The 25,248-nt window shown below is 67.0% G+C and carries 20 protein-coding genes; 10 read left to right on the top strand and 10 right to left on the bottom strand.

Annotated elements, in window-relative coordinates:
• The first annotated feature begins 44 nt into the window (after positions 1-44).
• Genes HACJB3_RS00205 through HACJB3_RS00185 form a run of 5 tightly spaced genes read left to right on the top strand, consistent with a single transcriptional unit; the run spans position 45 to position 4,052 of the window.
• Entirely contained in the window at positions 45-1,202 is a 1,158-nt protein-coding gene (locus tag HACJB3_RS00205) for an ABC transporter substrate-binding protein (RefSeq protein ID WP_008419165.1), read from the top strand.
• Positions 1,199-2,023, top strand: a complete 825-nt coding sequence (locus tag HACJB3_RS00200) for an ABC transporter permease (RefSeq protein ID WP_008419166.1) — start codon at positions 1,199-1,201, stop codon at positions 2,021-2,023. Before HACJB3_RS00205 ends, HACJB3_RS00200 begins: the two co-directional genes overlap by 4 nt.
• Positions 2,024-2,050: 27 nt before the next feature.
• Positions 2,051-2,896, top strand: coding sequence for an ABC transporter ATP-binding protein (locus tag HACJB3_RS00195; RefSeq protein ID WP_008419167.1), 846 nt, complete (start codon positions 2,051-2,053; stop codon positions 2,894-2,896).
• Positions 2,896-3,651 (top strand): ABC transporter permease, encoded by a 756-nt coding sequence (locus tag HACJB3_RS00190; RefSeq protein WP_008419168.1) that lies wholly within the window; start codon positions 2,896-2,898, stop codon positions 3,649-3,651. The genes HACJB3_RS00195 and HACJB3_RS00190 overlap by 1 nt, the downstream gene beginning before the upstream one ends.
• Entirely contained in the window at positions 3,648-4,052 is a 405-nt protein-coding gene (locus HACJB3_RS00185; protein ID WP_008419169.1) for a hypothetical protein, read from the top strand. Before HACJB3_RS00190 ends, HACJB3_RS00185 begins: the two co-directional genes overlap by 4 nt.
• Before the next feature lie 9 nt (positions 4,053-4,061).
• Here the strand turns inward: HACJB3_RS00185 and treF are convergent, their stop codons facing one another.
• The 3 genes from treF to pheA all read right to left on the bottom strand — a co-directional run bounded on the left by treF (position 4,062) and on the right by pheA (position 8,417).
• Positions 4,062-5,540, bottom strand: coding sequence for an alpha,alpha-trehalase TreF (gene treF / locus HACJB3_RS00180; protein WP_049934176.1), 1,479 nt, complete (start codon positions 5,538-5,540; stop codon positions 4,062-4,064).
• A 67-nt stretch (positions 5,541-5,607) separates the two neighbouring features.
• Positions 5,608-7,557: a bifunctional metallophosphatase/5'-nucleotidase gene (locus tag HACJB3_RS00175; RefSeq protein WP_008419173.1), complete on the bottom strand. Its 1,950-nt coding sequence runs from the start codon at positions 7,555-7,557 to the stop codon at positions 5,608-5,610.
• Positions 7,558-7,604: 47 nt separating this feature from the next.
• Positions 7,605-8,417: a prephenate dehydratase gene (gene pheA / locus HACJB3_RS00170; RefSeq protein WP_008419174.1), complete on the bottom strand. Its 813-nt coding sequence runs from the start codon at positions 8,415-8,417 to the stop codon at positions 7,605-7,607.
• 109 nt (positions 8,418-8,526) lie between these two features.
• Between pheA and HACJB3_RS00165 the strand changes: the two genes are divergently transcribed.
• The gene (locus HACJB3_RS00165; protein WP_008419175.1) at positions 8,527-10,482 is read left to right on the top strand and encodes an ABC transporter substrate-binding protein; all 1,956 of its coding nucleotides are present in this window, start codon (positions 8,527-8,529) and stop codon (positions 10,480-10,482) included.
• A 24-nt stretch (positions 10,483-10,506) separates the two neighbouring features.
• Here the strand turns inward: HACJB3_RS00165 and lpdA are convergent, their stop codons facing one another.
• From lpdA to lipA, 6 genes are all read right to left on the bottom strand, one after another.
• Entirely contained in the window at positions 10,507-11,931 is a 1,425-nt protein-coding gene (gene lpdA, locus HACJB3_RS00160; protein WP_008419176.1) for a dihydrolipoyl dehydrogenase, read from the bottom strand.
• Between the two features lie 2 nt (positions 11,932-11,933).
• Entirely contained in the window at positions 11,934-13,448 is a 1,515-nt protein-coding gene (locus HACJB3_RS00155; protein WP_008419177.1) for a 2-oxo acid dehydrogenase subunit E2, read from the bottom strand.
• Positions 13,448-14,431, bottom strand: a complete 984-nt coding sequence (locus tag HACJB3_RS00150; RefSeq protein WP_008419178.1) for an alpha-ketoacid dehydrogenase subunit beta — start codon at positions 14,429-14,431, stop codon at positions 13,448-13,450. Before HACJB3_RS00150 ends, HACJB3_RS00155 begins: the two co-directional genes overlap by 1 nt.
• Positions 14,432-15,544: a pyruvate dehydrogenase (acetyl-transferring) E1 component subunit alpha gene (pdhA, locus tag HACJB3_RS00145; protein ID WP_008419179.1), complete on the bottom strand. Its 1,113-nt coding sequence runs from the start codon at positions 15,542-15,544 to the stop codon at positions 14,432-14,434. It abuts the gene before it with no gap.
• A 219-nt stretch (positions 15,545-15,763) separates the two neighbouring features.
• Positions 15,764-17,695 carry an alkaline phosphatase PhoX gene (locus HACJB3_RS00140; RefSeq protein ID WP_238532775.1) on the bottom strand — a complete coding sequence of 644 codons (1,932 nt, stop codon included), beginning with the start codon at positions 17,693-17,695 and terminating at the stop codon, positions 15,764-15,766.
• Between the two features lie 121 nt (positions 17,696-17,816).
• A complete protein-coding gene (lipA, locus tag HACJB3_RS00135; RefSeq protein ID WP_008419181.1) occupies positions 17,817-18,755 on the bottom strand; it encodes a lipoyl synthase in 939 nt (312 codons plus the stop codon).
• 94 nt (positions 18,756-18,849) lie between these two features.
• Between lipA and HACJB3_RS00130 the strand changes: the two genes are divergently transcribed.
• Positions 18,850-21,186: a DEAD/DEAH box helicase gene (locus HACJB3_RS00130; RefSeq protein ID WP_008419183.1), complete on the top strand. Its 2,337-nt coding sequence runs from the start codon at positions 18,850-18,852 to the stop codon at positions 21,184-21,186.
• On the opposite strand, the gene HACJB3_RS00125 is transcribed toward HACJB3_RS00130, so the two are convergent.
• The gene (locus HACJB3_RS00125) at positions 21,169-21,819 is read right to left on the bottom strand and encodes an HAD family hydrolase (RefSeq protein ID WP_008419186.1); all 651 of its coding nucleotides are present in this window, start codon (positions 21,817-21,819) and stop codon (positions 21,169-21,171) included. The genes HACJB3_RS00130 and HACJB3_RS00125 overlap by 18 nt on opposite strands.
• 80 nt (positions 21,820-21,899) lie before the next feature.
• Here HACJB3_RS00125 and HACJB3_RS00120 point away from each other — a divergent pair, with 80 nt between their 5' ends.
• Genes HACJB3_RS00120 through HACJB3_RS00110 form a run of 3 tightly spaced genes read left to right on the top strand, consistent with a single transcriptional unit; the run spans position 21,900 to position 25,247 of the window.
• Positions 21,900-22,619, top strand: coding sequence for a topoisomerase DNA-binding C4 zinc finger domain-containing protein (locus HACJB3_RS00120; RefSeq protein ID WP_008419188.1), 720 nt, complete (start codon positions 21,900-21,902; stop codon positions 22,617-22,619).
• Positions 22,620-22,656: 37 nt separating this feature from the next.
• A complete protein-coding gene (endA, locus tag HACJB3_RS00115) occupies positions 22,657-23,685 on the top strand; it encodes a tRNA-intron lyase (RefSeq protein ID WP_008419190.1) in 1,029 nt (342 codons plus the stop codon).
• Positions 23,682-25,247: a tryptophan--tRNA ligase gene (locus tag HACJB3_RS00110; RefSeq protein WP_008419191.1), complete on the top strand. Its 1,566-nt coding sequence runs from the start codon at positions 23,682-23,684 to the stop codon at positions 25,245-25,247. Before endA ends, HACJB3_RS00110 begins: the two co-directional genes overlap by 4 nt.
• Position 25,248: the final 1 nt, after the last annotated feature.

Genomic DNA, 25,248 nt, shown 5'->3' with positions numbered 1-25,248 from the left:
GCGTGCCGATTCTGACCACGGCCGGACGGTTTCTACGGGCCAGTATGGATACCGATACACGGGAGCTACGACGGCAGACGGGAGAATCGGCCGACAAAACGGGGGTGAGCAGGCGGCGACTACTCCAGGCATCCGGCGTCCTCGGCGCGAGCGCGCTCGCGGGCTGTACCGAGACGGGAGTGCTCGGGGGGACCGCCGCCGCGTTCGACGAGAAGTCCTTCATCGTTGGGTATCAGCCCTTCTACACCGAATCGTGGTCGGCGCTGGTGATCAGACACGCCGGCCTCGCCGAGAAACACCTCCCCGAGGAGTACTCCGTCGGGAGCTGGGAGGTCGCCCTCCAGGGGGCGGTGATCGGAAACAAGATGATCTCCACCCAGAACGACATCGGCTACACCGGCGACATGCCCTCCATCACCGCACTCGCAAACGAGGAGACCAAGATCGATCTGGTCGCCATGGCGGGCTTCTCGAAGGGCCAGCAGTGTAACCTCTGTTTCGTCCCCTCGGGGTCGTCGGTCAGCGAGCCGGCGGACCTGGACGGCCGGGAGGTCGGCGTCACGACCGGCAGCTGTACCCACCGGTTCATCCTCGAAGTGATGGATCAGGAGGGGATCCAGCCGGACCTCTCGGATCAGGGGATGGCGACGATCTCGACGAACGTCCGGGAGGGCAACATCCCGGTCGGCGTCGGCTGGGAGCCCGCCGTCGCCCGGTCGGTCATCCAGCAGGACGCCGCGGAGTACGCCTTTACGGGCGCGAGCTACGATCTGTACGACGCCGCCGGGCTGCTCATGCTCGACTCGCTCGTCGAGGACCACCCCGAGGCCGCAAAGGGCTGGCTCAAGGCCGAACTCGAGGCCAAACACATCATGGCCACCGACCCCGAGCGGACGATGGACCTCATCACACAGGAGGGCCAACTGCGTGGCTACGACCGCGAAACGCTGCGTGCGACCCTGTATGAGAACCTCGACGTCGGTTCCGGCGCCCAGCGCCTGCTGTTTTATACCGACTACGAGGCCATCGACACGGCCAACCGGCTGTTCAAGGAACGCGCTCCGGAGTTCCTCTACGAGAACCAGGGGGTCATTCCGCGGCTTCCGCCCGAGGAGCGCTATCGGGTCGATCTCCTGCGTGAGGCCATCGAGGAACTCAGGGCCGAGGCCGACTGGAACCCGCTTCGGGAGGCAGAACGATGAGCACCGTCGACCGGGTCAAGCGGCGCTTCGACGCCGGAACCGTCCCCGTCCTCACGAAACGGGCCCGACAGGCGCTGTCGGTGGTCCTGTTTTTCGTCCTGTGGGCGGTCCTCGTCCGGCTCGAAATCCTCGGCTTCGGCCGGTTCGTCGGTCCCGTGCCGGCGCTGTCGACGTTCGTCTCCGCGTTGCTCGGCGCGCCGATGACCGGGAGCGGGGCGACGATCTACCAACACGCCGCCTTCTCGGCGATGCGCGTCGTCGTCGCAATGGTACTCGCCACGGCGACGGCCATCCCACTGGGGCTGGTCATCGGCGCGAGTCGCCGTTGGGAGGACGCGCTGTTCCCGGCCCTCGAGGTCTTCCGGCCGGTGCCGCCGGTCGCGTGGGTGCCCATCGCGCTGTTGTTGATGCCCACCTTCAGAAGCGGCGTGATCTTCGTCGTCTTCCTCGGGGCCTTCTTCCCGATCCTCGTCAACACCATCGAGGGCGTCGGTACCGTCGACGACGAGTACCTCCGTGCGGCCGAGAGCCTGGGCGCGGACTCCCGGGAGGTCTTCCGACACGTGATCTTCCCGGCGACCCTGCCCTCGATCGTCACGGGCGTCTCGACCGGCGTCGGCCTGGCCTGGATCACGGTCGTCGCCGCCGAGATGATCGCCGGCGGGATCGGGATCGGCTACATCATCTTCCAGGCCTACCGTCTGCTCCAGACCGACGTCGTCGCCGTCGGCATGATAGCCATCGGCATTCTGGGGTACGCCTCGGCGACGGTCGTCTACCGGATCGGCAACCGACTGACCGAGTGGCAGACCGTCGAATAATCCGCGAACCACCACACCACCATACAAATGAGCAACCAATCACAGACGACACGCGAACAGACGGCGGAGGGCGAACCGACACCCGGAGCGACCGGCGCGATCGACATCGAGGACCTGACGAAGGTCTACGACCCCGAGGGCGAGCGCGTCGTTGCAGTCGACGACATGGATCTGCATATCGGGGCCGAGGAGTTCGTCGCGCTGCTCGGGCCCTCGGGCTGCGGGAAGAGCACCGTCATGAACTGCATCGCGGGCTACCTCGAGCCCACCGAGGGCGAGGTGATCGTCGATGGGAACCGGGTTTCGGGTCCCGACCCGAAACGGGGCGTCGTCTTCCAGGACAACCGACTGTTCCCCTGGAAGACGGTCCAGGAGAACGTCGAGTTCGGCCCGCAGATGAACGACGGCGTCGAGGCTGGCCGCGCCCGGAACATCCTCGACGAGATGGGACTGGATGGGTTCGAGGACGCCTATCCGTCGGGACTGTCGGGAGGGATGCAACAGCGCGCGGAACTCGCCCGACTGCTCGCGAACGACCCCGACATCATGCTGATGGACGAACCGTTCAGCGCGCTCGACGCCCTGACCAAGGAGATCATGCAGAAGAAGCTGATCGAGGTCTGGGAGCGCGACAACCGGACGGTACTCTTCATCACCCACGACGTCGAGGAGGCGATTCTGCTGGCCGACCGCGTGGTCGTCATGACCGCCCGGCCCGGCCAGGTCAAGGACGTCATCGACGTCGACCTCGACCGGCCGCGTGACCCCGAGGTCGTCACCACGGATCGCTTTACCGAGCTGCGAGAACGCGCCCTCTCCGTGATCCGCGAGGAGGCCCAGCGCGCGCTCGAACAGGAGGAGGGGCAGGCCTAATGGAGACGCGAAGGCGCCTCGTCCGGGCGGCGTCGATCCTCGCGGTTCCGGTACTCTGGCTCGCCGTCACCCGGCTGGGGATCGTCGCTGGGTTGCCGACGCCGATGGCGGTCGCGAGTTCCTTTCTCGAGGAGTTCTACCGTCAGGACTTCTGGCTCTCGGTGGCCCGCAGTACGGTCCGCGTGCTGGTCTCGTTCGTCGTCGCAGCCGCCGTTGCGATCCCGCTCGGACTGCTCGTCGGGCGCTACACCGTCTTCGCCGATCTGACCTTCCCCGCCCTCGAGATGCTGCGGCCGATCCCGCCGATCGCGTGGATCCCCTTTACGATCCTCGTGTTGCCGGCCTCGGAGCTCTCGATCATGTTCATCACCTTCCTCGGGGCCTTCTTCCCGATCCTGCTGAACACCATTCAGGGCGCCCGCGGCGTCGAGGTCGAGTTCTCGCGGGCCGCCCAGTCGCTCGGGGCCGGGTCGTTCCAGACGTTCCGACACGTGATCTACCCGAGCGCGCTGCCGGCGATCCACGCCGGCATGATCGTCGGGATGGGTCTGGCGTGGGTCAACCTTATCGCCGGCGAGATGGTCGCCGGCGGCACCGGGCTGGGATTCTTGACGTGGTCTGCCTACACCAGCGGCTCGTACCCGACCATCATCGTCGGGATCATCACCATCGGCGTGCTGGGGGCGATCTCCTCGGCGCTCGTCCGACTGTTCGCCAACTGGCAGATCGGCTGGCGGGAGGTCGAGTCCGCGTGAGCCACTCGCGGGCCCCGTCGAGACCCGACCTCGGGGCCGGCGCGGTGCTGGCCCCGCTCGCGGGGTTCGCCCTCGCGCTCGCGGCGCTCGTCCGCCGGACGCCGATTCGGGGCCCGCTCTATCAGCCGACGCTGCTGCCGGGGCATATCCCCCTCGAAACCGCCGGGGCGGACCCGTTTTTGGTCGTCGCCTCGGTCGGGATCGGGGGGAACTGGCTCTACGTCACCGAGCTCTCGGCGCTGTTGTTCGCCGCCGGCCTCCTCGCTGCGCTCGTCGGCTCCCGCCGCGGGACGATCCTCGGGGCCGTCCTCGCGAGCGGGGCGGCCGGCACGCTGGTCCGGGTTTCCGGGTGTCACTGCGGGGCCGGCTCGACGGGCCAACTCTGGGAGCTGCTCGTCTGAGCACTCGAATCAGTAAAACAGGTTCGGCAACGCGAGCGCGACGCCGTTGGTCCACCCGAAGCCGTACTGCAGGGGGTACTCCCCGCCCAGTCCCTCGCCGGTGCCGCCGGTCACGTCGTATTTCTCGAGCATCTGACCCGTCTCCTCGAACACCGAGCGGTTCAGATCGAGCCAGCGCCCGCCGATTTCCGTCGCCAGTTCCTCGTGTCCGTAGCCCGCGAGCCCGACGACCGCCATCCACTGCAGCGGGGCCCACCCGTTTGGAGTGTCCCACTGCTCGCCGGACTCGGTGAGCGTCGTCACGAGTCCGCCCGGCCGGAGGAACCGCTCTTCGAGGGTCCGGGCCACCCCGTCGGCCTGCGTTTGGCTTGCCATCCCGGTAAACAGCGGCACCGCGGCCGCGAGCGTCCACGCGTCGCTTCGCTCGCGTTCTGTCCAGACGTGATCGAAGTAAAAGCCCGCCTCGTCGTCCCAGCAGTACCGATCGACGAGCCCCCGCCGGGCGATCGCTCGCTTGCGATACTTCTCGGCCCGCGCACCGTCGCCAGTGTGTTCGTGCCAGCCCGCAAGCGAGTACTCCATCCCGTAGAGGAAGGCGTTCAGATCCACCGGAACTAACTCCGTGGTGCGGATCGACTCGATGCCCTCGCCGGCGAACCAGCGACTGGAGAAGTCCCAGCCCGACTCGCAGGCCGCCCGCACGTCCCGGTAGAGGCGTTCCGGCTCCCGATCCGCGAACGCAGCGAGTTCGCGGTCCTCGCGATAGGACTCGACGCGCGGCGAGGGGTCGTCGTCCCAGTACCGGTTGAGGACGCCCCCCTTGAATCCGACCGTCCGGCGGTGGGAGTCGCCCGCTTTGATGCCGACGCCGTCCATCCAGAACTCGTACTCGCGTTCGAGTGCGGGGAGGTACTCGAGGACGGCCTCCGGACCGCGCCGGTGGGCCAGCAGGTCGAGCAGCCGGTGGTACAGCGGCGGGTTCGACCGGCTGGTGTAGTAGACCCGCCCGCCGTTGGGAACGAAGCCAAAGCGCTCGATCAGCGACGCGAAGTTCGCCGCCAGTTCCTCGATCAAGTCGAGCCGACCCGTGACGGCCAGTCCCTCGGCGGCGAAGTAGCTGTCCCAGTAGTAGATCTCCCGGAAGCGCCCGCCGGGGATCACGCTTCGGTGTGGGAGTTCGAGGATCGTCTCGCCCTCGCGGGTCTCGACCGGATCGCGGATCAGGTACTCCCAGAGTTCGTCGATGTACCACTCCATCGAGACCGTCGAGGGATCGGTTCCCGTGATCGGGTCCTCGGGAAGCAGGAAGTGGTTCCTGACGAACCGTTCGAGATCGAAATCGCGCTGGCCGAAGCGCTCGTCGATCTCGGCGGGATCGGCCACGGGGACGCAGTCGACGAGCGTCTTCGAGTCCGCGAAGACGCCCTCGTGCTGGACCATCTCGAAGAGGGGACCGTCGAGCTGAGGATAGGGGGCATGAGATGGCATGGTGAACGTTAATACCCGTAACGTCCTTGTGTCTGTCGTCTCGAACGACCCCGACCGACCGGGCCGACTACGTCGACTCGGCGTCTAACAGTCCCTTCATGACGAACCCCTCGACGGCGTCCGTGACCGGCAGCTCGCGGGGATCGTCGTCCTCGTCGCGATACCCGTAGGCCGCGTCGTCGGGCTCGAACCCGCCGAAAACGCGGATCGGGTGCTCGTCGCCGGCCGGTGCGAACGCCCCCCAGCCCGCGCGGTCGAACGCCACCTCGACGCTCTCTCCCTCGCGCGTGGCCTGGCGGGCGTCGTAGCGCTCGCCCGCCGTCGTCAGCGCGTAGAAACTCCCCTCGTGGATCGATTCGACCCGGTCGGGGATCTCGAAGCGGACGCGGAACTCCTCGTCGACCAGCGAGCGCTCGGTCGCCGTGCCGACCTCGGCGTCGGTCCGGAGGATGCGGTTTTCGATCCCGGGGGCGACCCGACCGCGGCTCTCGACGTACTCCATGACGGCCGGTCCGAGCCCCGCGTCGGTCTCTCGAAGCACCTCGTTGTCCCGGAGCGACTCGTAGCCCAGTGCGGTGTTTTTGACGTAGCCCGTCGTCCCGACGGTGTAGCTCCCCTCGGGGTCGAGTTCCTCGCCCGCAACGTAGACCGCGCCGACCTCCGGCTCGTCGTGGCCGCTCCACTCGTAGTTCAACCCGCCGACCTGCTGGCGCTGGCGCGCGCCGAAGGGGTCCTCGGGGAGGTAGTCGATCCGCCCCTCGAGCGCCTCGCGGATCTCTTCGCCGGTGGCCTCGAACGCCATCAGGGTGTCGGTAAACGGCATGATCTGCAGGACGTCCCTCGTCGTGAGCGTGCCCGGGCCGTAGGTGTTGTCCGTCCTGATGCGGCCGGCGGTCTGGAGTGCGATCTCGGCGTCGACGGTCTCGCGGATCGCGTCGGTGATGAGGTTGCCGAGGCGACTCTCGCGACCGTTGGTGACGGTCCCGTCGGCGTCGAGTTCGACCGCCGTCTCGCCGACCTCCCGAGAGAGTTCCTCCTCGAGGTCCGCGTACTGGACGCGCATCCGGGCGTCGAAGGCGGGATCGGGTTCGACGCTCTCGTCGAGATCGATGCGCTCCCACTCGAGGAGTTCGCCCGACGAATCGAGCGTCATCACGCCCAGGTGGGCGTAGGCGTAGCCGATCTCGCTGATGACGGTTCCCTCGTGGACCTCGGCCTCGTCGAAGGTGATGTGCGAGTGCGAGCCGAAGATGGCGTCCAGCCCGTCGACGGCTTCCGTGATCTCGTAGTGGGTGTCGTGGGCGACGTGCGACGCCAGCACGATCACGTCCGCACCCTCCGCTTCGAGGGTCTCGACCATCTCCCGTGAGACCTCGACGGGGTCCCCGGCCACGTACTCCTCGGGGTAGTCCGTGATGTTGTGAAACCCGCGGACGACGACGTTGAACACCCCCAATGTGAGGTCGCCGACCTCGATGGTCCGCCAGCGCTCGGTGCCCGGGATGGGGTCGCCCTCCGGGGTCGAGAGCGCGGAGTTGATCCACGGGAACTCGCTGGACTCGAAGCGCTCGGCCGCGGTCTCGACGCCGTAATCGAAGTCGTGGTTGCCCACGCCCGCGGCGGCGATGTCGAGTTCGTTCATGAACGCCACGTTGTGGGTCCCCTTCGTGAAAAACGAGACCGGCGAGGAGCCCAGTTCGTCGCCGCTGGTGAGAAAGACGGCATCCTCGCGGGCGGCGAGCTGTTCGTCGATGACGGTTCGGTAGCGTGCGATGTTGGGTCCGTCGAGCGGACCGATGCCGCTGTGGGTGTGTAGGTCGTGGACGATGGTGACAGTGTCGTTTTCGGTCTGGGCGCCGGCCCGGCCCGAAAGCGCCGTTCCCGCGAGGCCGGCGACCGACGCCGCGAGTACCGTCCGCCGGGGCGTCCGGCCGCGCTTGCGGATCGAACTGCGCTCACGGGCGGGTTCGCCGCGCTTTCGCGTCTCGTCGTGGTCCCACCCACAGTCGTCTGCCATCGGGACCGGATTCGCGCGCGAGCCACTAGTAGTTCCCGGCCGACCGCTCAGTACAGGACGTGTTCGGTGTCGTAGGACCCGAGCCAGCGTACCCATCCCTTCCGTGCGATCGATTCGATGCGCTCTCTGGCCCGCTCGGTGCGCTCTTCGTACATGCCGGCCTCACAATCGATGTGAAAGAGGTAGTCGCCCAGTCGCTCGCCGCTGGGACGCGATTCGACCCGCGAGAGGTTGATGTCCTCGTCGGCGAAGGCCTCCAGCAGTTCGAGGAGGAGTCCGGGATAGTTCATGCTCGGGTAGACGACGAAGGAGGACTTTCCGCCCGCTTTCGAGCGCTCGTCGGTGGGCGCGACGACGAGAAACCGCGTCGCGTTCGAGTCGCGGTCCTGGATGTCCTCGTCGAGCACGCGTAGCTCGGTGCCGTTGCTCGCGTTCTCCGGGTGGCCGATCGCCGCGATCGTGGGGTCCTCGCGTGCGCGCTCGACCCCGCGGGCGGTGCTCGCGACCGGTTCGAGGTCGGCCTCGGGGTACTCCGCCTCGAGGAACTCACGACACTGGGCAAGCGCCTGCGAGTGGCTCGCGACGGTGGTAAACTCCCCGCTCTGGGCGAGCAGCGCGTGGCGGATCGGCGTGACGATCTCCCTGACGACGCCGACCTCGAACTCCGCGAGCGCGTCGAGGCTCTCGGTGACGCTGCCCTCGATGCTGTTCTCGATCGGGATCACGCCCCGGTCGGCTCGCCCGGTCGCGACCGTCTCGACGATGCCCGTCACCGATTCGCGAAAGTCGACATCCTCGGCGACCGCGCCCGCCGCCCGATGTGAGTACGTCCCGGCCGGTCCCAGCGTGACTGCTCTCATCGAACGCGGGTTTCGCGCTCACCGGCAAAAGGCCTCGGGTACGTTCCGTGAGAACTCATCCCACGAACGGTGTCAGAGCGCTTACGTCGATGGAACCCGGTCACCGTGTATGGCGGAGTTCACCGACGTCACCCGGCGGTCGCTCCTGGCGGCGACGGCGGGACTGGCGATCTCGGGTGCGGGCTGTCTCGGCGGCGACGATCCCAAACGACCGGGCGAGATCGATCCCGACCGGATCGACCCCGGCGGCGAGCTCACGGTCGGGTTTCCGGGCGAACTCGACGCGCTGAACCCGTTGACCGCGAGTTCGGGCCCGACGAACGCGCTGTTGGACCTGCTCTATCAGCCGGGCGTCCTCGTCGATCCCGCGACCTTCGAGGCCAGACCGTGGGTGTTCACCGACTGGACCGCCCGCGAGACTGCCGAGGGGATGGCGATCGATCTCAGCGTCCGCGAGGACCTCCGCTGGTCCGATGGCGAGGACCTGACCGTCGAGGACGTGCTGTTCACCTACGAGCTCTACGCGAACCGGACGCCGGGACGCACCTTCGGCGCGACCGAGCCCATCGATTCGGTCGAGGCGGCACGCGGCGAGTACGACCTGACGCTCTCGCTCGATCGGGTCGTCGGGACCTACGAGACCGATCAGCTCTCGCTTCGCCTGCTTCCCGAACACGTCTGGAGCGGGATCGACGACTACGCCGCCCACGATCCCGAGGTTCCGGTCGCCCTCGGACCGGGCCGCCTCCTCGAACAGGAGTCCCCGACCGAGCGCGTCGTCTCGCTCGGCCGACGGTGGCCCCTCGCGACCCAGCCGTGGGTCGAGGACCACGACCTATTGCTCGCGGGCGGCCCGTACCTCGCCTCGATCCGCGTTCGGCTGTTCGCCGGCCCGGATGCGGTCCACCGTGCCCTCCTGAACGGCGAGATCGACGCCATGTACGCGGGCGCCTTCGAGGCCGCACAGGCCAGCGGGATCGTCGACCGCGAGGGTCTCGGCCTGATCGCGGGTCGAAGCGACGGCTACGGCCACTACACCCTCAACATGCGTCGCCCGCCACTCGACGATCAGGCGTTTCGACAGGCCCTGAGCATGGCGATGGATCGGGGCCGGTGGGTTCGGGAGTTGGCCCTCGAGTACGCGGTCCCCGGCAACGCCGTCGTCCCGCCGGCCTTCGAGTCCATCCGGCCCGAGGCTGCCGCCGACGAACCGATCCAACAGCGCCCCGACGGGACGGCCCCCGACGCGATGCGCGCGCTGGGGTTTCGCGGGGCCGATGGCGGCGGTCTCGATATCCGGACTGTCCGGAGCTTCCTCGAAAACGGCGCGGTCGTCTCGGGATCCGCGGGCACCTACGCCGGGCGCGAATACCCCGGGAGCCTGACCGGCTTCGGGGAGACCGCCCAGACGGAGGCGGCCTACGAGTACGCCTTCGACGAGGTTAGCTCCGAACTCCTCGCACAGGCGGACGTCGACGCCGAACTCTACGTCGACGGCCAACCCCTCGGGGAACTCCACGGCGGCCCGCTCGTGGTCTTGAGTCCGCCGGCGGACGAACGCCCGCTGGTCGCCGAGTTCACCCGTGGCTACGTCGAGGCGCTCAGACGGGTCGGGATCCCGATCGAAACGACGGTCCGGCCCACGGATGCGATCGCCGACCGGGCGTACCTCGAGACCGACTTCGACGTGTATGCCGGCGAGTGGTCGGACCTCTCCTCGGCGGGGGTGCCGTCGCTGTACGAGCACTTTCACAGCGACAACGCCCATGCGGACGGATCGGGCAGCACCGTCGCGTACAACGCCGCGGGCTACGGGCTCGACGGACTGGCGGGTGCCGACGAAGCGATCGCAACAGCCCGACGCGAACCCGACCGGGAGCGACGGAACGAACTCGTCCGCGAGATCACGGAACGCATCTACCTCGAGGCGCCCACGCTGGTCCGCTCGTACCCCCTCGAACAGTGGCCCGTCGACACGGAGCAGTTCGCGGGCTTTCTCCCCTCGATTCCCGGCGTCGGGAGTTCGAACCTCTGGCTGCAGTCGCTGACCGTCCACCGGCGCTGACCCGCCCGTCGATTCGAGTGTCGATCACCGATTGAGCGTGTGGATCGCGTGGCCGAGCGCGTTCTCGGCGGCCTCGTGGACCGCCTCCGAGAGGGTGGGGTGGGTGTGGATCGTCGCCGCGACGTCCTCGAGGGTAGCCCCGAGTTCGATCGCGAGCCCGATCTCCGCGATCAGCTCGGAGGCCTCGGGGCCGACGATCTGCCCGCCCAGCACGAAGCCGCTCTCGGCGTCGGCGACGATCCGGACGAACCCGTCGGTGTGGCCCGTCGTCAGCGCGCGCCCGCTGGCGCGAAACGGCATCTGCCCGACCGCGGGCTCGAAGCCCGCCTCCTCGGCCTCGGCTTCGGTCATCCCGACCGTTCCGATCTCGGGCTCGGTGAAGACGGCCGCGGGGACCGCCTGGTAGTCGAGCGCGCTCGCCTCACCGGCGACGACTTCGGCGGCGACCTGTCCCTCTTTCATGCCCTTGTGTGCGAGCATCGGCTCGCCGGCGACGTCGCCCACGGCGAAGACGTTCTCGACGTCGGTCCGCGCGCGGTCGTCGGTCTGTAGGAATCCGTTTTCGTCGGGTTCCAGCCCGATCGCTTCCAAGTTCAGGGTGTCGGTCACCGGCTGGCGGCCGACGGCAACGAGGACCTTCTCGCAGTCGTAGTTCGTCTCCTCGCCCTCGTCGGTCTCGGTCGTGACGCTGATCCCGTCGCCGGTTTCCTCCCAGTCGCTTGCGGCCTCGCCCAGACGGATCTCCACACCGAGGTCCTCCATCCCGTCGACGACCGGCTTCGCGAGGTCGTCCGCGAACCCGACGAGCGCCTCATCGAGCATTTCCACCACCGTCACGTCGGTGCCGAGTTTCGCGAACACACCTGCTAACTCCATGCCGATGTATCCCGCGCCGACGATCACCAGCGAGTCGGGGACCGACTCCAGCGAGAGGGCCTCGCGCGAACTCACGACGCGCTCGCCGTCGAATTCGAAGCCGGGGATCTCCACCGGTCTCGAACCCGTCGCGACGATCGCGTGTTCGAACTCGATCGATTCCGAGCCCTGACCGTCGCCGCCGTGGGCGACCCTCGCCCTGTTCTCGCCGTCGAACTCCGCGATCCCCTCGACGAGGTTCACTCCGTTGGCTTTACAGAGCTTCTCGACGCCGCCCGTCAACTGATCGACGACGCCGTCTTTCCACTCCATCATCCCGCCCATGTCGATGGCGGGGTCGGCGTGGATCCCCATTGCCTCGGCGTTTCCGGCCTCGTGGGCGACGCCCGTCGCGGTTATGAGCGCTTTCGAGGGGATACAGCCGTGGTTCAGGCAGGTCCCGCCATACGCGTCCTTCTCGACGAGGGTTACGTCTAGATCGAGCTGTCCCGCGCGGATGGCGGCTACATACCCTCCTGGTCCCGCGCCGATCACCAGTACGTCCGTTCCGGTTGCGATGTCTCCGACGACCATTGTTATTCTAGTAGCAGCAGCGTTGGGTTCTCTAGGTACTCTATCACGCGGTTCGCGAACATGGCCGCCTCCGCCCCGTCGATCACGCGGTGGTCGATCGACAGCGACAGCGGCAGCGTGTGGGCCGCCCGCACCTCACCGTCCTCGGCGACCGGGCGCTCGGTCAGCTTTCCGAGGCCCAAAATGCCGACTTCGGGATGGTTGATGATCGGGGTGGCGTACTCCCCGCCGATCGCCCCGAAGTTCGTGATCGTGAACGTGCCGCCCTGCATCTCCTCCCGACTGATCGAGCGCTCGCGGGCCTTCTGGGCGAGTTCGTTCACTTCCGACGCCAGCTGGAGGAGCCCCTTCTCGTCGACGTTCCTTACGACGGGAACCATCAGGCCCGCGTCCGTGGCGACGGCGATGCCGATGTTGTAGTAGTGCTTGACGACGATCTCTTCTGCCTCCTCGTCGAGTGAGGCGTTCAGTTCGGGGAACTCCTTCAGGGCGGCGACGATCGCCTTCATGATGAAGGGCATGTAGGTCAGTTTCACACCCCGGTCCTCGGCGCGATCTTTCAGATCGGCGCGCGCCTCGACGAGCCTCTTCACATCGGCGGTGTCGTGATGGCTGACGTGCGGGGCGGTGAACTTCGAGTTCGCCATCTGACGGCCGATCGTCCGGCGGATCCCCCGGTAGGGAAGGCGCTCCTCGCTTCCCGTCGGTTCGCCTCCTGTGCTGGCTTCGGTCCCGCTTTCCGCGACAGCCGCGGCGTCGGCAGCCTGTGCCTCGCGCTGGGCGGTCGCGTACTGTCGGACCGCCTCGGGCGTGACGAACGCCTCGCCGTCGCGCTCCTCGTCGGTCGGGACTCGGTTCAGGTCGACGCCTTCCTCCTCGGCGAGCTTCCGTGTCGCGGGTGCGGCCAGCGTCCGGTCTCGATCCGCCGATTCGAGGTCTGCGGTGTCGGCCCCGGTAGCCGAACCCCCCTCCTCGCCCGCCTTCCGGGTCGCCGACGGCAGTCCCTCGTCGAGCTGTTTCGGTCCCTTTGTTTCCTCATTGCCCCCTTCCGCGGCCTCGCGCACGTCCCCCTCGGTGACCCGGCCACTTGGGCCCGAGCCCGACACGCTCGAAATATCGACGCCGAGTTCGCGGGCCAGTCGTCGGACGTTCGGCGGGGCGAACGTTCGCCCTGCGGGCGTTTCGGTTTCGTCCTCCTCACCGATCTCCGCCGGTTCCTCGCTGACCCGTTCTTGGGAGTGCGTCGGTGCTTCGCTCTCGGCCGTTTCTTCTTCCTCGCCTTCCACCGCGAACGTGATGATGACGTTTCCAACGGGGACGACCTCGCCCTCCTCGGCGAGGATCTCCTTTACCGAACCGTCGACCGGCGAGGGGACCTCGACGACCGCTTTGTCCGTCTCGACCTCCGCGACCGGCTGGTCCTCGCTGACTTCGTCGCCTTCCGAGACCAACCACTGGACGATCTCGCCCTCCGCGACGCCCTCGCCGACGTCGGGCAGTTTGAACTCGCGGACCATCAGAATTCGGCGGCCTCCCTGATGCCCTCCTCGATCCGCGTCGGCTCGGGCAGGTAGTAGTCCTCCAGCGCATAGAGCGGGAACGGCGTATCGAAGCCGGCGATCCGCTTGACGGGCGCTTCCTGATAGACCAGCGCCTCCTCCTGGATGGTGGCGGCGATCTCAGCACCCAACCCGGCGGTTTTGGGCGCCTCGTGGACCACCGCGGCCCGCCCGGTCTTTTTGAAGGAGTCGATGATCGCCTCCTCGTCGAGCGGCGAGAGCGTCCGGAGGTCGACGACCTCGACGCTGATTTCGCCTTCTACGTTCTCGGCGGCCTCCATCGTCGGGCGGGTCATCGCGCCCCACGTGAACACCGAGATGTCCTCTCCTTCCCGGCGGACCGCGGCCTCGCCCAGTGGTACCTCGTAGGACTCGTCGGGCACTTCCTCGCGGAACGCGCGGTAGATCAGCTTCGGTTCGAGGAAGACCACGGGATCGGGATCGCGGATCGCGCTGATGAGCAGCCCCTTTGTGTCGTAGGGCGTACTCGGGATCACGACCTTGAGGCCCGGCTCGTGGATGTAAAAGGCCTCCTTCGATTCGGAGTGGTGCTCGGGCGCACGGATCCCGCCGCCGTAGGGCGCTCTGAGGGTCATCGAACAGGTAAAGCGCCCACGCGAGCGCGTCCGCAGCCGGCCCATGTGTGAGACGATCTGGTCGAACGCGGGGTACATGAACCCGGAGAACTGGATTTCGGGGACGGGTTTCAGCCCGTAGGCGGCCATGCCGATGGCCGTGCCGACGATCCCGGACTCCGCTAAGGGGGTATCGATCACGCGGTCCTCGCCGAACTCGTCGTAGAGCCCCTCGGTCGCGCGGAAGACGCCGCCGTTCTTGCCGACGTCCTCGCCCATGACGAGCACGTCCTCGTCGGTTCGCATCTCTGCGGCCAGTCCGTCCCGTACCGCCTGTACCAGGGTCAGGTTCTGTGTCTCGCTCATTCAGTGGTCCTCCAGTAGCGCCCTATCGCCGTGTGTTTCGCGGATCGACCGGAACCATTCCAACTGCTCCTCCAGCCGTCCGGGCATCTCCGCGTAGACGTCCGCGAACATCTCCTCGGGATCGGGACGCTCGACCGCCTCGGCGGCGTCGATCGCGTCAGCGACCTCCTCTTTGACCGCCGCCTCGATCGCTTCGACACCCTCCCCGTCGAGATAGCCGTTTTCGAGCAGGAACGTCTCCAGACGCGGGATCGGGTCCTTCTTCTTCCACTTCTCGACCTCGTCATCCGCCCGGTAGACCGAGGGGTCGTCCGCGGTCGTATGTGCGCCAAAGCGGTACTGGACGGCCTCGATCAGCGTCGGGCGGCGCTGTCCCTCCGCGGGGTCTTTCGCCTTCTCGACGGCCTCGCGCGTGACTTTATACACCGCGAGCGGGTCCATCCCATCGACCTGGACGCCCTCGAAGCCGTAGGCGCTGGCCTTCACCGCCAGCGTCTCGCTTGCGGTCTGTCGTTCCCTCGGTACGGAGATCGCCCACTGGTTGTTGTTACAGAAGAAGACGTTCGGTGTGTCGAACACACCGGCGAAGTTCAGCCCCTCGTGAAAGTCACCCTCGCTCGTGGCACCGTCCCCGAAGTAACAGATCGCGGCGGTGTCCTCGCCCCTCAGCTTCGCGGCCCACGCGTAGCCGACGGCGTGGGGGATCTGGGAGGCGATCGGGACCGCGACGGTGAATATGTTGGCCTCCTCCGGGACCGCGTTGCCGTCCTCGTGGCCCATCCAGTAGAGCAGGGTCCGCTCCAGCGAGAGGCCACGCACGAGGCCGGCGCCGTGTTCCCGATAGCTCGGAAAGAGCCAGTCCTCGGAATCGAGGGCATGCGCACTCGCGACCTGGGCACCTTCCTGGCCCGATAGTGGCGGATAGGTCCCCATTCGCCCCTGGCGCTGGAGGCTCACCGCCCGCTGGTCGAAATGGCGGGCCAGGCGCATCTGGTGGTAGATGTCGATCACCTCCTCGTCGTCGATATCCGGTACCTCGCTGTCCTCGAGTACCGACCCGTCGTCGGCGAGGACCTGTACGCGCGTTTCCGGGTCGCGCTCTACCGTACTCATGAATACACTCTCCGCAGCATGTCACAACCGTCTCCCGCTCGGGTTATAGGATTTTCGTAACGATCGTTTCCCGGTTTTATTTCTCCCGGTACCGATAGACGATATCCGTATCAGACCCTGTCTCGACGGTCGAAATTCGACCCGGTACCGATAAAAGAACACGTTCGGTCGGATACGGCCCTTCTCAGATCCGACCACTATACGTTCGTGGGGAATCGCTCACTCGTCGGGGTCGTAGATCCAGACCATGTTGTTCTCGTGGCCCTCCAGGGAGGTGTCCTCGCCGATGACCACGCGGCCGTCGTCCATCACGACGATGTTGTCCGGGTTCGCGATCGTCGTCGAGGGGTCGAAGCCCTGTTTCGTGAACACGGTCTCGATTTTCTCCATGCCCCTGCCGACGACGCCCTCCTCGCTCTCTTTGGCGGGGTTGAACGAGCAGTCCTCACAGACGGTGCTCTTCGAGTCGGGACGCGCGTCGTAGGGACAGCCCCCACAGATGTTGGCGTTCGGGCCGCCGGTGACGACCGGTTCCATCCGGAGCAGGTCGTAGTCGTGTGCGGCAGTCTGCTTGCCACAGCGCTCGCCCTCGCCGTACAGTCGCATCTGATAGACTGCACCCCACTCGTCGCCGTTGACCTGGATATGGTCCTCGGCGTCGTCGTACTCCTCGGCGGCCGCCTCGTTGGGCAGGAACGTCTGGTTGGTCTCGGACATCGCGACGTAGGCGTAGTCGCCGATATCGGCGTCCCGGCGGATGTTAACGCCCTCCATCTTGCGGAACTCGTCGGTCGCCCCGAGCGCGCCGGCCGCGCGGTTCGTCTCGAGGAAGGCGACACGGTCGTCCTCGCCGTTCCCCGCTGCCCACCGCTCGACCTCCTCGTCGGTGATGTAGCTGGTCTCTCCTTCTGTGTAGTCGGCCTGAGTGACGTCGTCGTACTCGGCGATCCATCCCTCGATCTCCTCGTTGCTCGCGTGCCCCAGTTCGATCCACTCGAGTTCGAATCCGACGTCCGCGGGGTCGCCCCCGACCGGTCCCTGCTGGATCGCCTTAGCGGCGTACAGCGTCCCCGACGAGAGGTCGCCCGCCTCGTCGGCGATGAACTTGTAGAAGCCGCGTGCGGTGCCGTCCGAGGTGGTGTAGGCGGTCTTCTCGTCGGGCATCACGACGGCGTTCTCGTGGGTCGATCGCCCGAGCGCGAACTGTTTGACCGGTGTGGGATCCTCGACGGGGTCGGTGATCTCGACGATGTAGCCGTAGCGATACGGATTGGGATACTCCTCGTCGTAGATGCCCTCGTCGTTTGTCTCGTACCCGAGGTACTTCGCGAGGCGCTCGACGTCCTCGATTCCGTCGTACTCGGGATCGTTCCAGCGGTCGGTGTCCGGGATGGAGTAGTTCTCCTCGGAGGTCAGCGGCGTATCCCACGGCGAGACGGTGCCGAAGCAGTTCACCCACGTGCCCTCGACGTCGCGGAAGTCGACGTTCTCGGCGTCGAGTACCTGCCAGGGGCCCGTTCCCTTCGAGACGACGTGAATCCGGCTCATCATTCCTGGCCGGGTCTCCCAGTTCGTGAACAGGTATCCTTCGTGGACGCCTTTCGAATCGTTTTCCACCGGGACGTACCCGTTGAAGTCGGGCATCGTTCCGTTCGTCAGGTGTTCACCGCCGGGAGTCGCCGGGACGCCCAAACGTTCGCCGTCGCCGATGTCGGTGCCACCCTCCAGAATCGGCTGGTACGAGCCCATCGCCGTCTGGACCATCCGGTCGTAGGACTCCGGAGTGCCGTCGCCGTCGCCGTAATCGTCGTCGTCGCCCGCCGGGATCTGAACGGAGGGGAAGTCCCTCGGCAGGTCGTTGATGTTCAGTCCCCGCACCCCGCCGACGATGCCGGGTTCGTCCTCGCCGTCCTGGTCCGCGTCGGGGTGTTGAACGTTGAAGAAGAAGCGCCCCTCGCGCGTGATGAACATCCCCGTCACCTCCGAGCCGATGATCGATGTCGCGAAGCGATTGAGCGTCGGCCCCTCCTCGTCATGGTCGTGGCCCTCTCTCTCGCCCTTCGAACCGTCCGCGCCGACGCCGGTCGTGCCGACTGCCGCCAGCGCCAGCACCTCTAATGCCCGCCGCCGTGTGAGTTCTGTCAGAACCATGCGTGTGGTACCTCGCGACACCTCCATTTTTACCTTTATATTTGTACTATAATTTATATATTCTGCTACAGATGATTATGTGCGGTATATAGATTGGGTCCGAGTTGGATTCACGAACCGGCTAGTTCCCGGCAGCCCGGGCCTCGCGGCGCGCGTCCTCGACGCTCGCTCCCTCCCGCAACACCGCCTCGACGAACAGTTCGCCTGCCTTGTACGACGAGCGGACCATCGGGCCCGACGCACAGTAGAGAAAACCCAGTTCGGATTCGGCGACGTGTCGCCACGTCTCGAACTCGTGGGGGTGGACGAATCGCGAGACGTCCAGGTGGGTACGCGAGGGCTGGAGGTACTGGCCCAGGGTGACGACGTCGACCTCGGCCTCACGGAGGTCCGAAAGCGTCTGGTAGATCTCGTGAGTATGCTCGCCGACGCCGAGCATCAGGCTCGTCTTCGTGTGGATGGCCGATTCCTCGCTGACTTGCTCCAGCACGGAGAGGCTCTGTTCGTAGTTCGCCCGCCGGTCGCGCACGGGGAACTGCAGGCGTTCGACGGTCTCGATGTTGTGGGCGATCACGTCCGGCTCGGCGTCGACGATCTCCCGTACTAATTCGGGCTCGCCCCGGAAATCGGGGATCAACACCTCGACGAGGATGCCCGGATGGCGGGCTTTGATCTCCCTAATGGTTTCGGCGAAGTGACCCGCGCCCTGATCGGGCAGGTCGTCCCGATCCACGCTCGTGAGCACGACGTAATCGAGGCCGATCTCGGCGATCGCGCTGGCGACGTTCGCGGGTTCGTCGGGATCGAGCGGCTCCATTCCGCCCGTCTCGACGTCACAGAAGTTACAGCCCCGCGAGCAGCGATCGCCCATCAGCATGAAGGTGGCCGTGCCGCCCTCTCCGGAGGCGCCGCCGCTCCAACACTCCCCCAGATTGGGACAGTTGGCCTCCTCACAGACCGTATGGAGGTCGTGCTCTCGCAGGGTGCGTTTGATCCCCGCGAACTCCCGGCCCGACGGCGGACGCGTCTTCAACCAGTCGGGTTTGCGCGAGAGGCTCATTGGCGCTAGTGGGGAGCGCCCACGCAAAAACCTGCGGGGGTCGCGCTCGGCCGGACAGAAACGCCTTTCCTTCGCCGTCCCCCCTACCCGGTAGATGCAGGTCGCCGAGGCGCTCCCCGAGTTCGCGGAGGCCTTCCCCTTCGAGTCCTTCAACGAGATGCAACGCGAGGCCCTGCCAGCCCTCCTCGAGAGCGAGGACAACGTCGTCGCGAGCGCGCCCACGGCATCGGGAAAGACCGCGCTCGCCGAACTCGCCATCTGTCGAGCTCTCAAGGACGGCGGTACCGCGCTGTTCATCGCGCCGATGCGCGCGCTGACAAACGAGAAGGAAGGCGAGTGGGAACGCTTCGAGGAACTGGGCTATTCGGTCTACGTCGTCACCGGCGAGCGCGATCTCAACCCTCGCCGCGCGCGCCGCGCGGACATCCTCGTGATGACCCCCGAGAAGGCCGACTCGGCGACCAGGAAACACGACTCGCGGCGGTACGACTTCGTCACCGATATCGACTGCTGTGTGATCGACGAGGTCCACCTGCTCGACTCCGATAGAAGGGGCTCGGTCCTCGAGGTGACGGTCTCGCGCCTGCGGCGGCTCTGTGCCCCCCGGATCGTCGCGCTCTCGGCGACGATGCCGAACATCGAGGACGTCGCCGACTGGCTCGACGCCGGGCCCGAAACCACCTTCGCCTTCGGCGAGGAGTACCGTCCGGTCGACCTTCACGCCGACGTCAAGACCTACTCGCACGGCGAGAACTCCTTTGCCGATAAGTACCGCCGGCTCTACCGGGCGCTCGATCTAGCCGAGCCACACATCCGCGAGGACGGCCAGGCGCTCGTGTTCGTCGCCTCCCGCCAGGACACCGTGCAGGCGGCGAAGAAGGCTCGCGACGAACTCGTCGAGCGCGATATTCCGGTGGGTGCACGCGGCGACTACGACTTCCACACCGAGACCCAGCGGTTGGAGAACAACACGCTTCGCCAGTCCGCCCTCGACGGCGTCGGGTTTCACCACGCCGGCCTCTCGAAGAACGACCGGGACCTGATCGAGGGATGGTTCAAGTCGGGCGAGATCCAACTGCTGTTTTCGACCTCGACGCTGGCGTGGGGCGTGAACCTGCCCGCCCGGTGTGTCGTGATCCGCGATACGAAGTACCACGACCCCCTGGAGGGCGAACTCGACATGAGCCCGCTCGACGTCCTGCAGATGCTCGGGCGGGCGGGCCGGCCGGGTTACGATTCGGTGGGGTATGGCTGGGTGATCTGTGACCGTGCGGAGGCCGACCGGTATCGTCGCCTCCTGCGGGAGGGCAAGGAGATCGAGTCCCGCCTCGCGGAGGACCTCGATTCCCATCTGAACGCCGAGATCGCCATGGGGACGGTTCGGGACCTAGAGGACGTACTGGGCTGGCTCGAAACCACGTTCTACTACGTGCGCGCGCGCAGCGAGCCCGCCGAGTACGGGTTCGAGACGCTCCGCGAGCGCGTTCGCGACACTCTCGACTCGCTGGTCGAGCAGGGGTTCGTCGAGGTGAGCGAGGACCTCTCGGTCGAGACCACCCCATTGGGCGTGCTCGCCTCGAAGTACTACCTCCGGCTCGAAACCGCTGCCCGGTTTCACGACCTGGCAACCCGCGAGGAGGTCGCCGACGAGGCGATCCTACGGACGGTCGCACGGGCGAGCGAGTTCGACAGCGTCAGCGCCCGACAATCGGAGCGCGAGGCGATCGACGCCGCCCTCGGCGGACGGGGGAGCGATCTCGATGCGGGCGAGCGCAAGGTGCTCGCGGTCCTCCGAGGGGCCATGACCGGAACCACTCCGTCGGAGCTCTCGGGGGACGCGTGGGTGATCCGACGCAACGCCCTCCGACTGTTGGCTGCATTTCACGCCTTTTGTGATCGCTTTTCGACCCCTCGCACGACCAACCGGGTCTGTCGGATCGAGGGCCGCGTCGAGTACGGCGTCAGCGACGACGCGGTCTCCCTGACAGCGGTCTCGGGGATCGGCCCCGGCCGGGCGAGCAAACTCGCGAGCGAGGGGCTTACCTCGCCGGGCGACGTGCGAGCAGCGGACAACGAGGGGCTGGTCGAGGCCGGGTTGACCGAGAGCGTCGCCGAGCGTGTCGTCGAGAACGCCGGTTCACTTCCTGCCGTCTCGATCGACTGGGGCGCGTTCCCTGAGACGATCGAGACGGGCGAGAACGAGATGTGCGAGGTGACCGTCGAATCGACCGCGGGCGGGGCCAACGCCGCGGTTCGCGTTACCGTCAATGGCGTCGAGATGACCGAAAGCGAGACCTTTCTCGGCTCGACGACGGTGCCGGTGGGCGTCTTCGGCGGGGACGCCGAGGAACTCACCTACATCGTCGAAGTGGTCTTTCCCGACCTGCCGCTCGCGCCGGTCGTCGAGAGCCGTTCAGTCCGGGTTACATAGGGCGAGCAGGCGCTCGCGCAGCTCCTCGGGACCCGAAACGTGCTCGTCGGCCGCGGAGTGGTCGTGCTCGTCGTTCGTGGCCGTCCCGTAGGCGATCGTGTAGGCGCCCGCGGCGGCGGCGGCCTCGACGCCGTGTTCGGAGTCCTCGACGACGACGCACTCGGCGGGCGAAACGTCCATCTCACCGGCGGCGTGCTCGTAGATCGCCGGCTCGGGCTTGCCGGGTCCGTCGATGTGCTCGGCGCTCACGATCTCGTCGAACCCCGCTAGGTCGAATCGGTCGGTGACGGTCCCGATCCAGTCGGGCGGTGACGAGGAGACGATCGCCGTCCGTACCCCGCGCTCGTGGAGGGCCTCGAGCAGGTCCCGAAAGCCGGGCATGAGTTCAGCGTGTTCGGTGTAGATCTCCTCGGCCAGCGCCTCGAACCGGTCGATGTACTCCGAGCGCTCGACGAGAGTGGTGTAGTTCGAGTCGAGGTACTCGTAGATCTCCTTGTAGTTCATGCCGGTGATCTCGCTTACCGGAACGTCCTCCTCGACGACCGCCGGCAGCAGCTCCTCGCGCTCGCGCTCGACCCAGTAGTCCTCCGAGTCGACGATCACGCCGTCCATGTCGAACAACACGACGTCCATACCGGACCTGCCCGCTCGTGGGGGATAGTCCTGCCGACCGCGGACGAAGGTTCATGTACGGGCGGCGGACCAACCGGCCCATGTCAGACGCCGATACGCTCTCCGTGTTCGCCGGAGACTGTCTCGTCCACACCGACGACGGGACCCACCGCGGCGAGGTGATCGTCCTGCTCAAACCCGACAACACCGTGTTGGTCCACGACACGGACGGCTACCAGCCGGTCGCGTGGCTCACCCGCGCCGACTCAGTCGCGCGCACTCGAAACGGGGGCTTTTCGGTGACTGCGATCGCCGGCGAGAAGACCCTCCGCGTCGAGTCCGAGAGCGCCTACGGCTTCGGGGAGTACCCCGGTTCGCAAGCGGGGATCCCGGTCGGCGACTGCCCCGACTGCCAGCGCGCCCTCGTGCGTGCCGGCGGGGTCGTCTCGTGTCTGGGCTGTGAGAACCGGTTCGGACTGCCCGACGGCGCGAGCGTCCTCGACGGTCGCTGTGAGTGTGGCCTGCCGCGGATGGCGGTCGCACGCGGCGACCGGTTCGAACTCTGTCTCTCCCGAGAATGCGAGCCGCTGGACGGGATCGTCAAAGAGCGCTTCGACCGCGAGTGGGACTGTCCCGACTGTGGGGGGCCGCTCCGCGTGCTCCGCCGGGGCGGACTGCTCGCGGGCTGTGAGAACTACCCCGACTGTGAGGTCGGCTACGTGATTCCCGACGGAACCGTGATCGGGAAGTGTGACTGCGGACTACCCCGCTTCGAGACTCCCAGGGGACGGCGCTGTCTCGACTCGGCGTGCACCGGGTGATCGGTGAGCCTTTGGGAGCGCTCGCGCAAGACCGGGCATGAACGAACCGCGGGGACGGATCGAAGAGGGGGTGGTCCGCGTCGCGGGCGACGCCCGCCAGCGCTATTACGACGCCCGTGGGTACGGCCGCCCGATCGAGGGCAACGAGATCGCACTCGCCCCCGTCGAGGCGGCCCACCTGCTCTTTCGGGGCGACCTACGCGTCGAGGACATGGACTTCCCGGCGTTCGTCCGCCGGTTCGAGGACCCGACCTTCCTCGTGCGCTATCTCGTCTACGCCGACCTCCGCGAGCGGGGGTTCTATCTCTCGCCCGCGCGCGAGGGCTGGGTTTCCGACCCGCCCGCCGATGCCCACTTCGTCGTCTACGAGCGCGGTTCGGGGCCGTGGGACGACGAGCGCCTGTACGAACTGCGGGTCGCCGGCGAGCGCGAAGCGATCGGGGTGGCCGATCTGCCGGGCGCGCTCGCGGTCGTCGACGAGGAGAGCGAGGTGACCTACTTCGAGGTCGAACGACCGACGATGAACGGTTCCTCGACGGGGTTCTCCGGAACCGTCGAGGCCGACCTGCTCGCGGACCGGGCGATCGCGTGGGACCCGCCCGAGGGACTGTTCTCGGCGGCGTTTTACGGCCAGCCGCTTTCCGGTCGTCAGGGTGCGGACGGCCCGATCCAGCTCTCGCTTCTCGAGGCCGCGTATCTCGCCGAACGTGGCTCGCTCTCGACGGACGGGTCGATCCTCGAACGCGGCCGGGCGGTCGAGGGCGAGCGCTTCGAACGCCGGCTCGCGGTCTACACCGCGCTCCGCGAGCGTGGGGTCGTCCCCAAGACCGGTTTCAAGTTCGGCGCGGACTTTCGGGTGTACGCGGACGTGACGTCGGTCGATGATTTGGGTCACTCCGAATCCCTCGTCCGGGCGCTCCCTCCGGGGTGTGCCCGTTCGCCCCGGGAACTCTCGCTCGACGTTCGGCTCGCTCACGGGGTGCGCAAACGAATGGTTTTTGCGCTGGCGAGCGCGAACGACGGTACGAAGCCGACCTTCGTCTCGGTCGGCAGACTCACACCATGAACGAGGAACCTACCCACGAGCCCGAAGAGGTACAGCCGGACGGGGGAGCCGCCACCGACGACGTCGCCCTCGACCCGTGGGGTTCCTCGACCGTCGACGACTACCGGAGCCTCTTCGAACAGTTCGGTATCGAGGAGTTCGACGACGTCCTCCCCGAAGTGACCGACCCCCACTACCTGATGCGCCGGGGCGTGATCTTCGGCCATCGCGGGTACGATCGGGTGGCCCGCGCGATGCGCGAGGGCGAGCCCTTCGCCGCGCTCTCGGGGTTCATGCCGACCGGCGACCCCCACATCGGCCACAAGCTCGTCTTCGACGAGCTGATCTGGCACCAGGAGCAGGGCGGCGATACCTACGGGCTGATCGCCGACCTCGAGGCCCACTCCGCCCGCGGCCTGCCGTGGGAGGAGATCGACGAGCACGCGCGGGACTACATCCTCAGCCTGCTCGCACTCGGGTTCGACCCCACAGAGGGCGAACTCTACCGCCAGTCCGAGAACCGGGAACTGCAGGACCTCGCGTTCGAACTCGGGAGCGAGGTCAACTTCTCGGAGATGGAGGCGATCTACGGCTTCGGCGGTGAGACGTCGGTCTCGCACATGCAGTCGGTCGTCACCCAGATGGCCGACATCCTCTATCCCCAACTCGACGAACCCAAACCCACCGTCATTCCGGTAGGCCCCGATCAGGACCCCCACGTCCGGCTGGCGCGGGATTTGGCCGCTCGAACCCGCTATTTCGGCGTCACGGAGGCCTACGCGAGCTTCGAGGCCGACCCCGCCGAACGGACGGTGCTCGCACGCGCCTACGAGGAACGCAAGTCCTTCGCCGATGAACCCGACCGACCGCGCTGTGTCGAGGCCGCCGACTGGCTCGACGAGCACGACGCGTTGGCCGCCCTCTACGATCCCGCCGTGATCGAGTCGACGGTCGAGAAGCTCCACGCCGCGGGGAAAGAGCCGCTTCGCCCGCGGGTCCGCTTTCTCGACCGCAACGCCACCGAGGACGCCTTCGAGGCGCTGATCGAGGCCGCCGAGGGCGAGAAACGCGTCTACGAAGCCCACATCGATTCCTTCGAGCTCTCCCGAGACGCGGCCGAGGAGCTCGCCCGCGAGGTCGAACTCGCCCACGGCGGCTACGGCTTTCGGGCCCCCTCCTCGATCTACCATCGCTTCATGACCGGCCTGACGGGAGGGAAGATGTCTTCGTCGGTCCCCGCGAGCCACATCAGCCTGCTCGACGACCCCGAGACGGGCTACGGGAAGGTCAAATCGGCGACCACGGGCGGCCGGGAGACCGCCGAACGCCAGCGCGAACTCGGAGGGCGCGCCGACGAGTGTCCGGTCTACGAGCTGTACGCTTACCTGCTCGCTGGCGACGACGACGAGTTCGCAAAGGAGGTCTACGACGAATGCGTCGGCGGCGAACGCCTCTGTGGGGACTGCAAGGAGCAGGCCGCCGTGTTGATGCAGGAGTTCCTCGAAGAGCACCAGGAGAAACGCGAGGAGGCGAGGGAGCTACTCGCGGAGCTCGACATCGATCTGGACCCCAAGCGCGTCTGAG

It is taken from the genome of Halalkalicoccus jeotgali B3 (genome assembly GCF_000196895.1).
Taxonomy (GTDB): Archaea; Halobacteriota; Halobacteria; order Halobacteriales; family Halalkalicoccaceae; genus Halalkalicoccus; species Halalkalicoccus jeotgali.
Note: the sequence above shows the minus strand (reverse complement) of the source record. Positions and strands in the feature narration are given on the sequence as shown.

Bases quoted from the DNA above. Each gene is read 5' to 3' on its own strand.
- HACJB3_RS00205 (WP_008419165.1), top strand. From the start codon at position 45: ATGGATACCGATACACGGGAGCTACGACGGCAGACGGGAGAATCGGCC.
- HACJB3_RS00200 (WP_008419166.1), top strand. From the start codon at position 1,199: ATGAGCACCGTCGACCGGGTCAAGCGGCGCTTCGACGCCGGAACCGTC.
- HACJB3_RS00195 (WP_008419167.1), top strand. From the start codon at position 2,051: ATGAGCAACCAATCACAGACGACACGCGAACAGACGGCGGAGGGCGAA.
- HACJB3_RS00190 (WP_008419168.1), top strand. From the start codon at position 2,896: ATGGAGACGCGAAGGCGCCTCGTCCGGGCGGCGTCGATCCTCGCGGTT.
- treF (WP_049934176.1), bottom strand. From the start codon at position 5,540: ATGCCATCTCATGCCCCCTATCCTCAGCTCGACGGTCCCCTCTTCGAG.
- HACJB3_RS00175 (WP_008419173.1), bottom strand. From the start codon at position 7,557: ATGGCAGACGACTGTGGGTGGGACCACGACGAGACGCGAAAGCGCGGC.
- pheA (WP_008419174.1), bottom strand. From the start codon at position 8,417: ATGAGAGCAGTCACGCTGGGACCGGCCGGGACGTACTCACATCGGGCG.
- HACJB3_RS00165 (WP_008419175.1), top strand. From the start codon at position 8,527: ATGGCGGAGTTCACCGACGTCACCCGGCGGTCGCTCCTGGCGGCGACG.
- lpdA (WP_008419176.1), bottom strand. From the start codon at position 11,931: ATGGTCGTCGGAGACATCGCAACCGGAACGGACGTACTGGTGATCGGC.
- HACJB3_RS00155 (WP_008419177.1), bottom strand. From the start codon at position 13,448: ATGGTCCGCGAGTTCAAACTGCCCGACGTCGGCGAGGGCGTCGCGGAG.
- HACJB3_RS00150 (WP_008419178.1), bottom strand. From the start codon at position 14,431: ATGAGCGAGACACAGAACCTGACCCTGGTACAGGCGGTACGGGACGGA.
- pdhA (WP_008419179.1), bottom strand. From the start codon at position 15,544: ATGAGTACGGTAGAGCGCGACCCGGAAACGCGCGTACAGGTCCTCGCC.
- HACJB3_RS00140 (WP_238532775.1), bottom strand. From the start codon at position 17,695: ATGGTTCTGACAGAACTCACACGGCGGCGGGCATTAGAGGTGCTGGCG.
- lipA (WP_008419181.1), bottom strand. From the start codon at position 18,755: ATGAGCCTCTCGCGCAAACCCGACTGGTTGAAGACGCGTCCGCCGTCG.
- HACJB3_RS00130 (WP_008419183.1), top strand. From the start codon at position 18,850: ATGCAGGTCGCCGAGGCGCTCCCCGAGTTCGCGGAGGCCTTCCCCTTC.
- HACJB3_RS00125 (WP_008419186.1), bottom strand. From the start codon at position 21,819: ATGGACGTCGTGTTGTTCGACATGGACGGCGTGATCGTCGACTCGGAG.
- HACJB3_RS00120 (WP_008419188.1), top strand. From the start codon at position 21,900: ATGTCAGACGCCGATACGCTCTCCGTGTTCGCCGGAGACTGTCTCGTC.
- endA (WP_008419190.1), top strand. From the start codon at position 22,657: ATGAACGAACCGCGGGGACGGATCGAAGAGGGGGTGGTCCGCGTCGCG.
- HACJB3_RS00110 (WP_008419191.1), top strand. From the start codon at position 23,682: ATGAACGAGGAACCTACCCACGAGCCCGAAGAGGTACAGCCGGACGGG.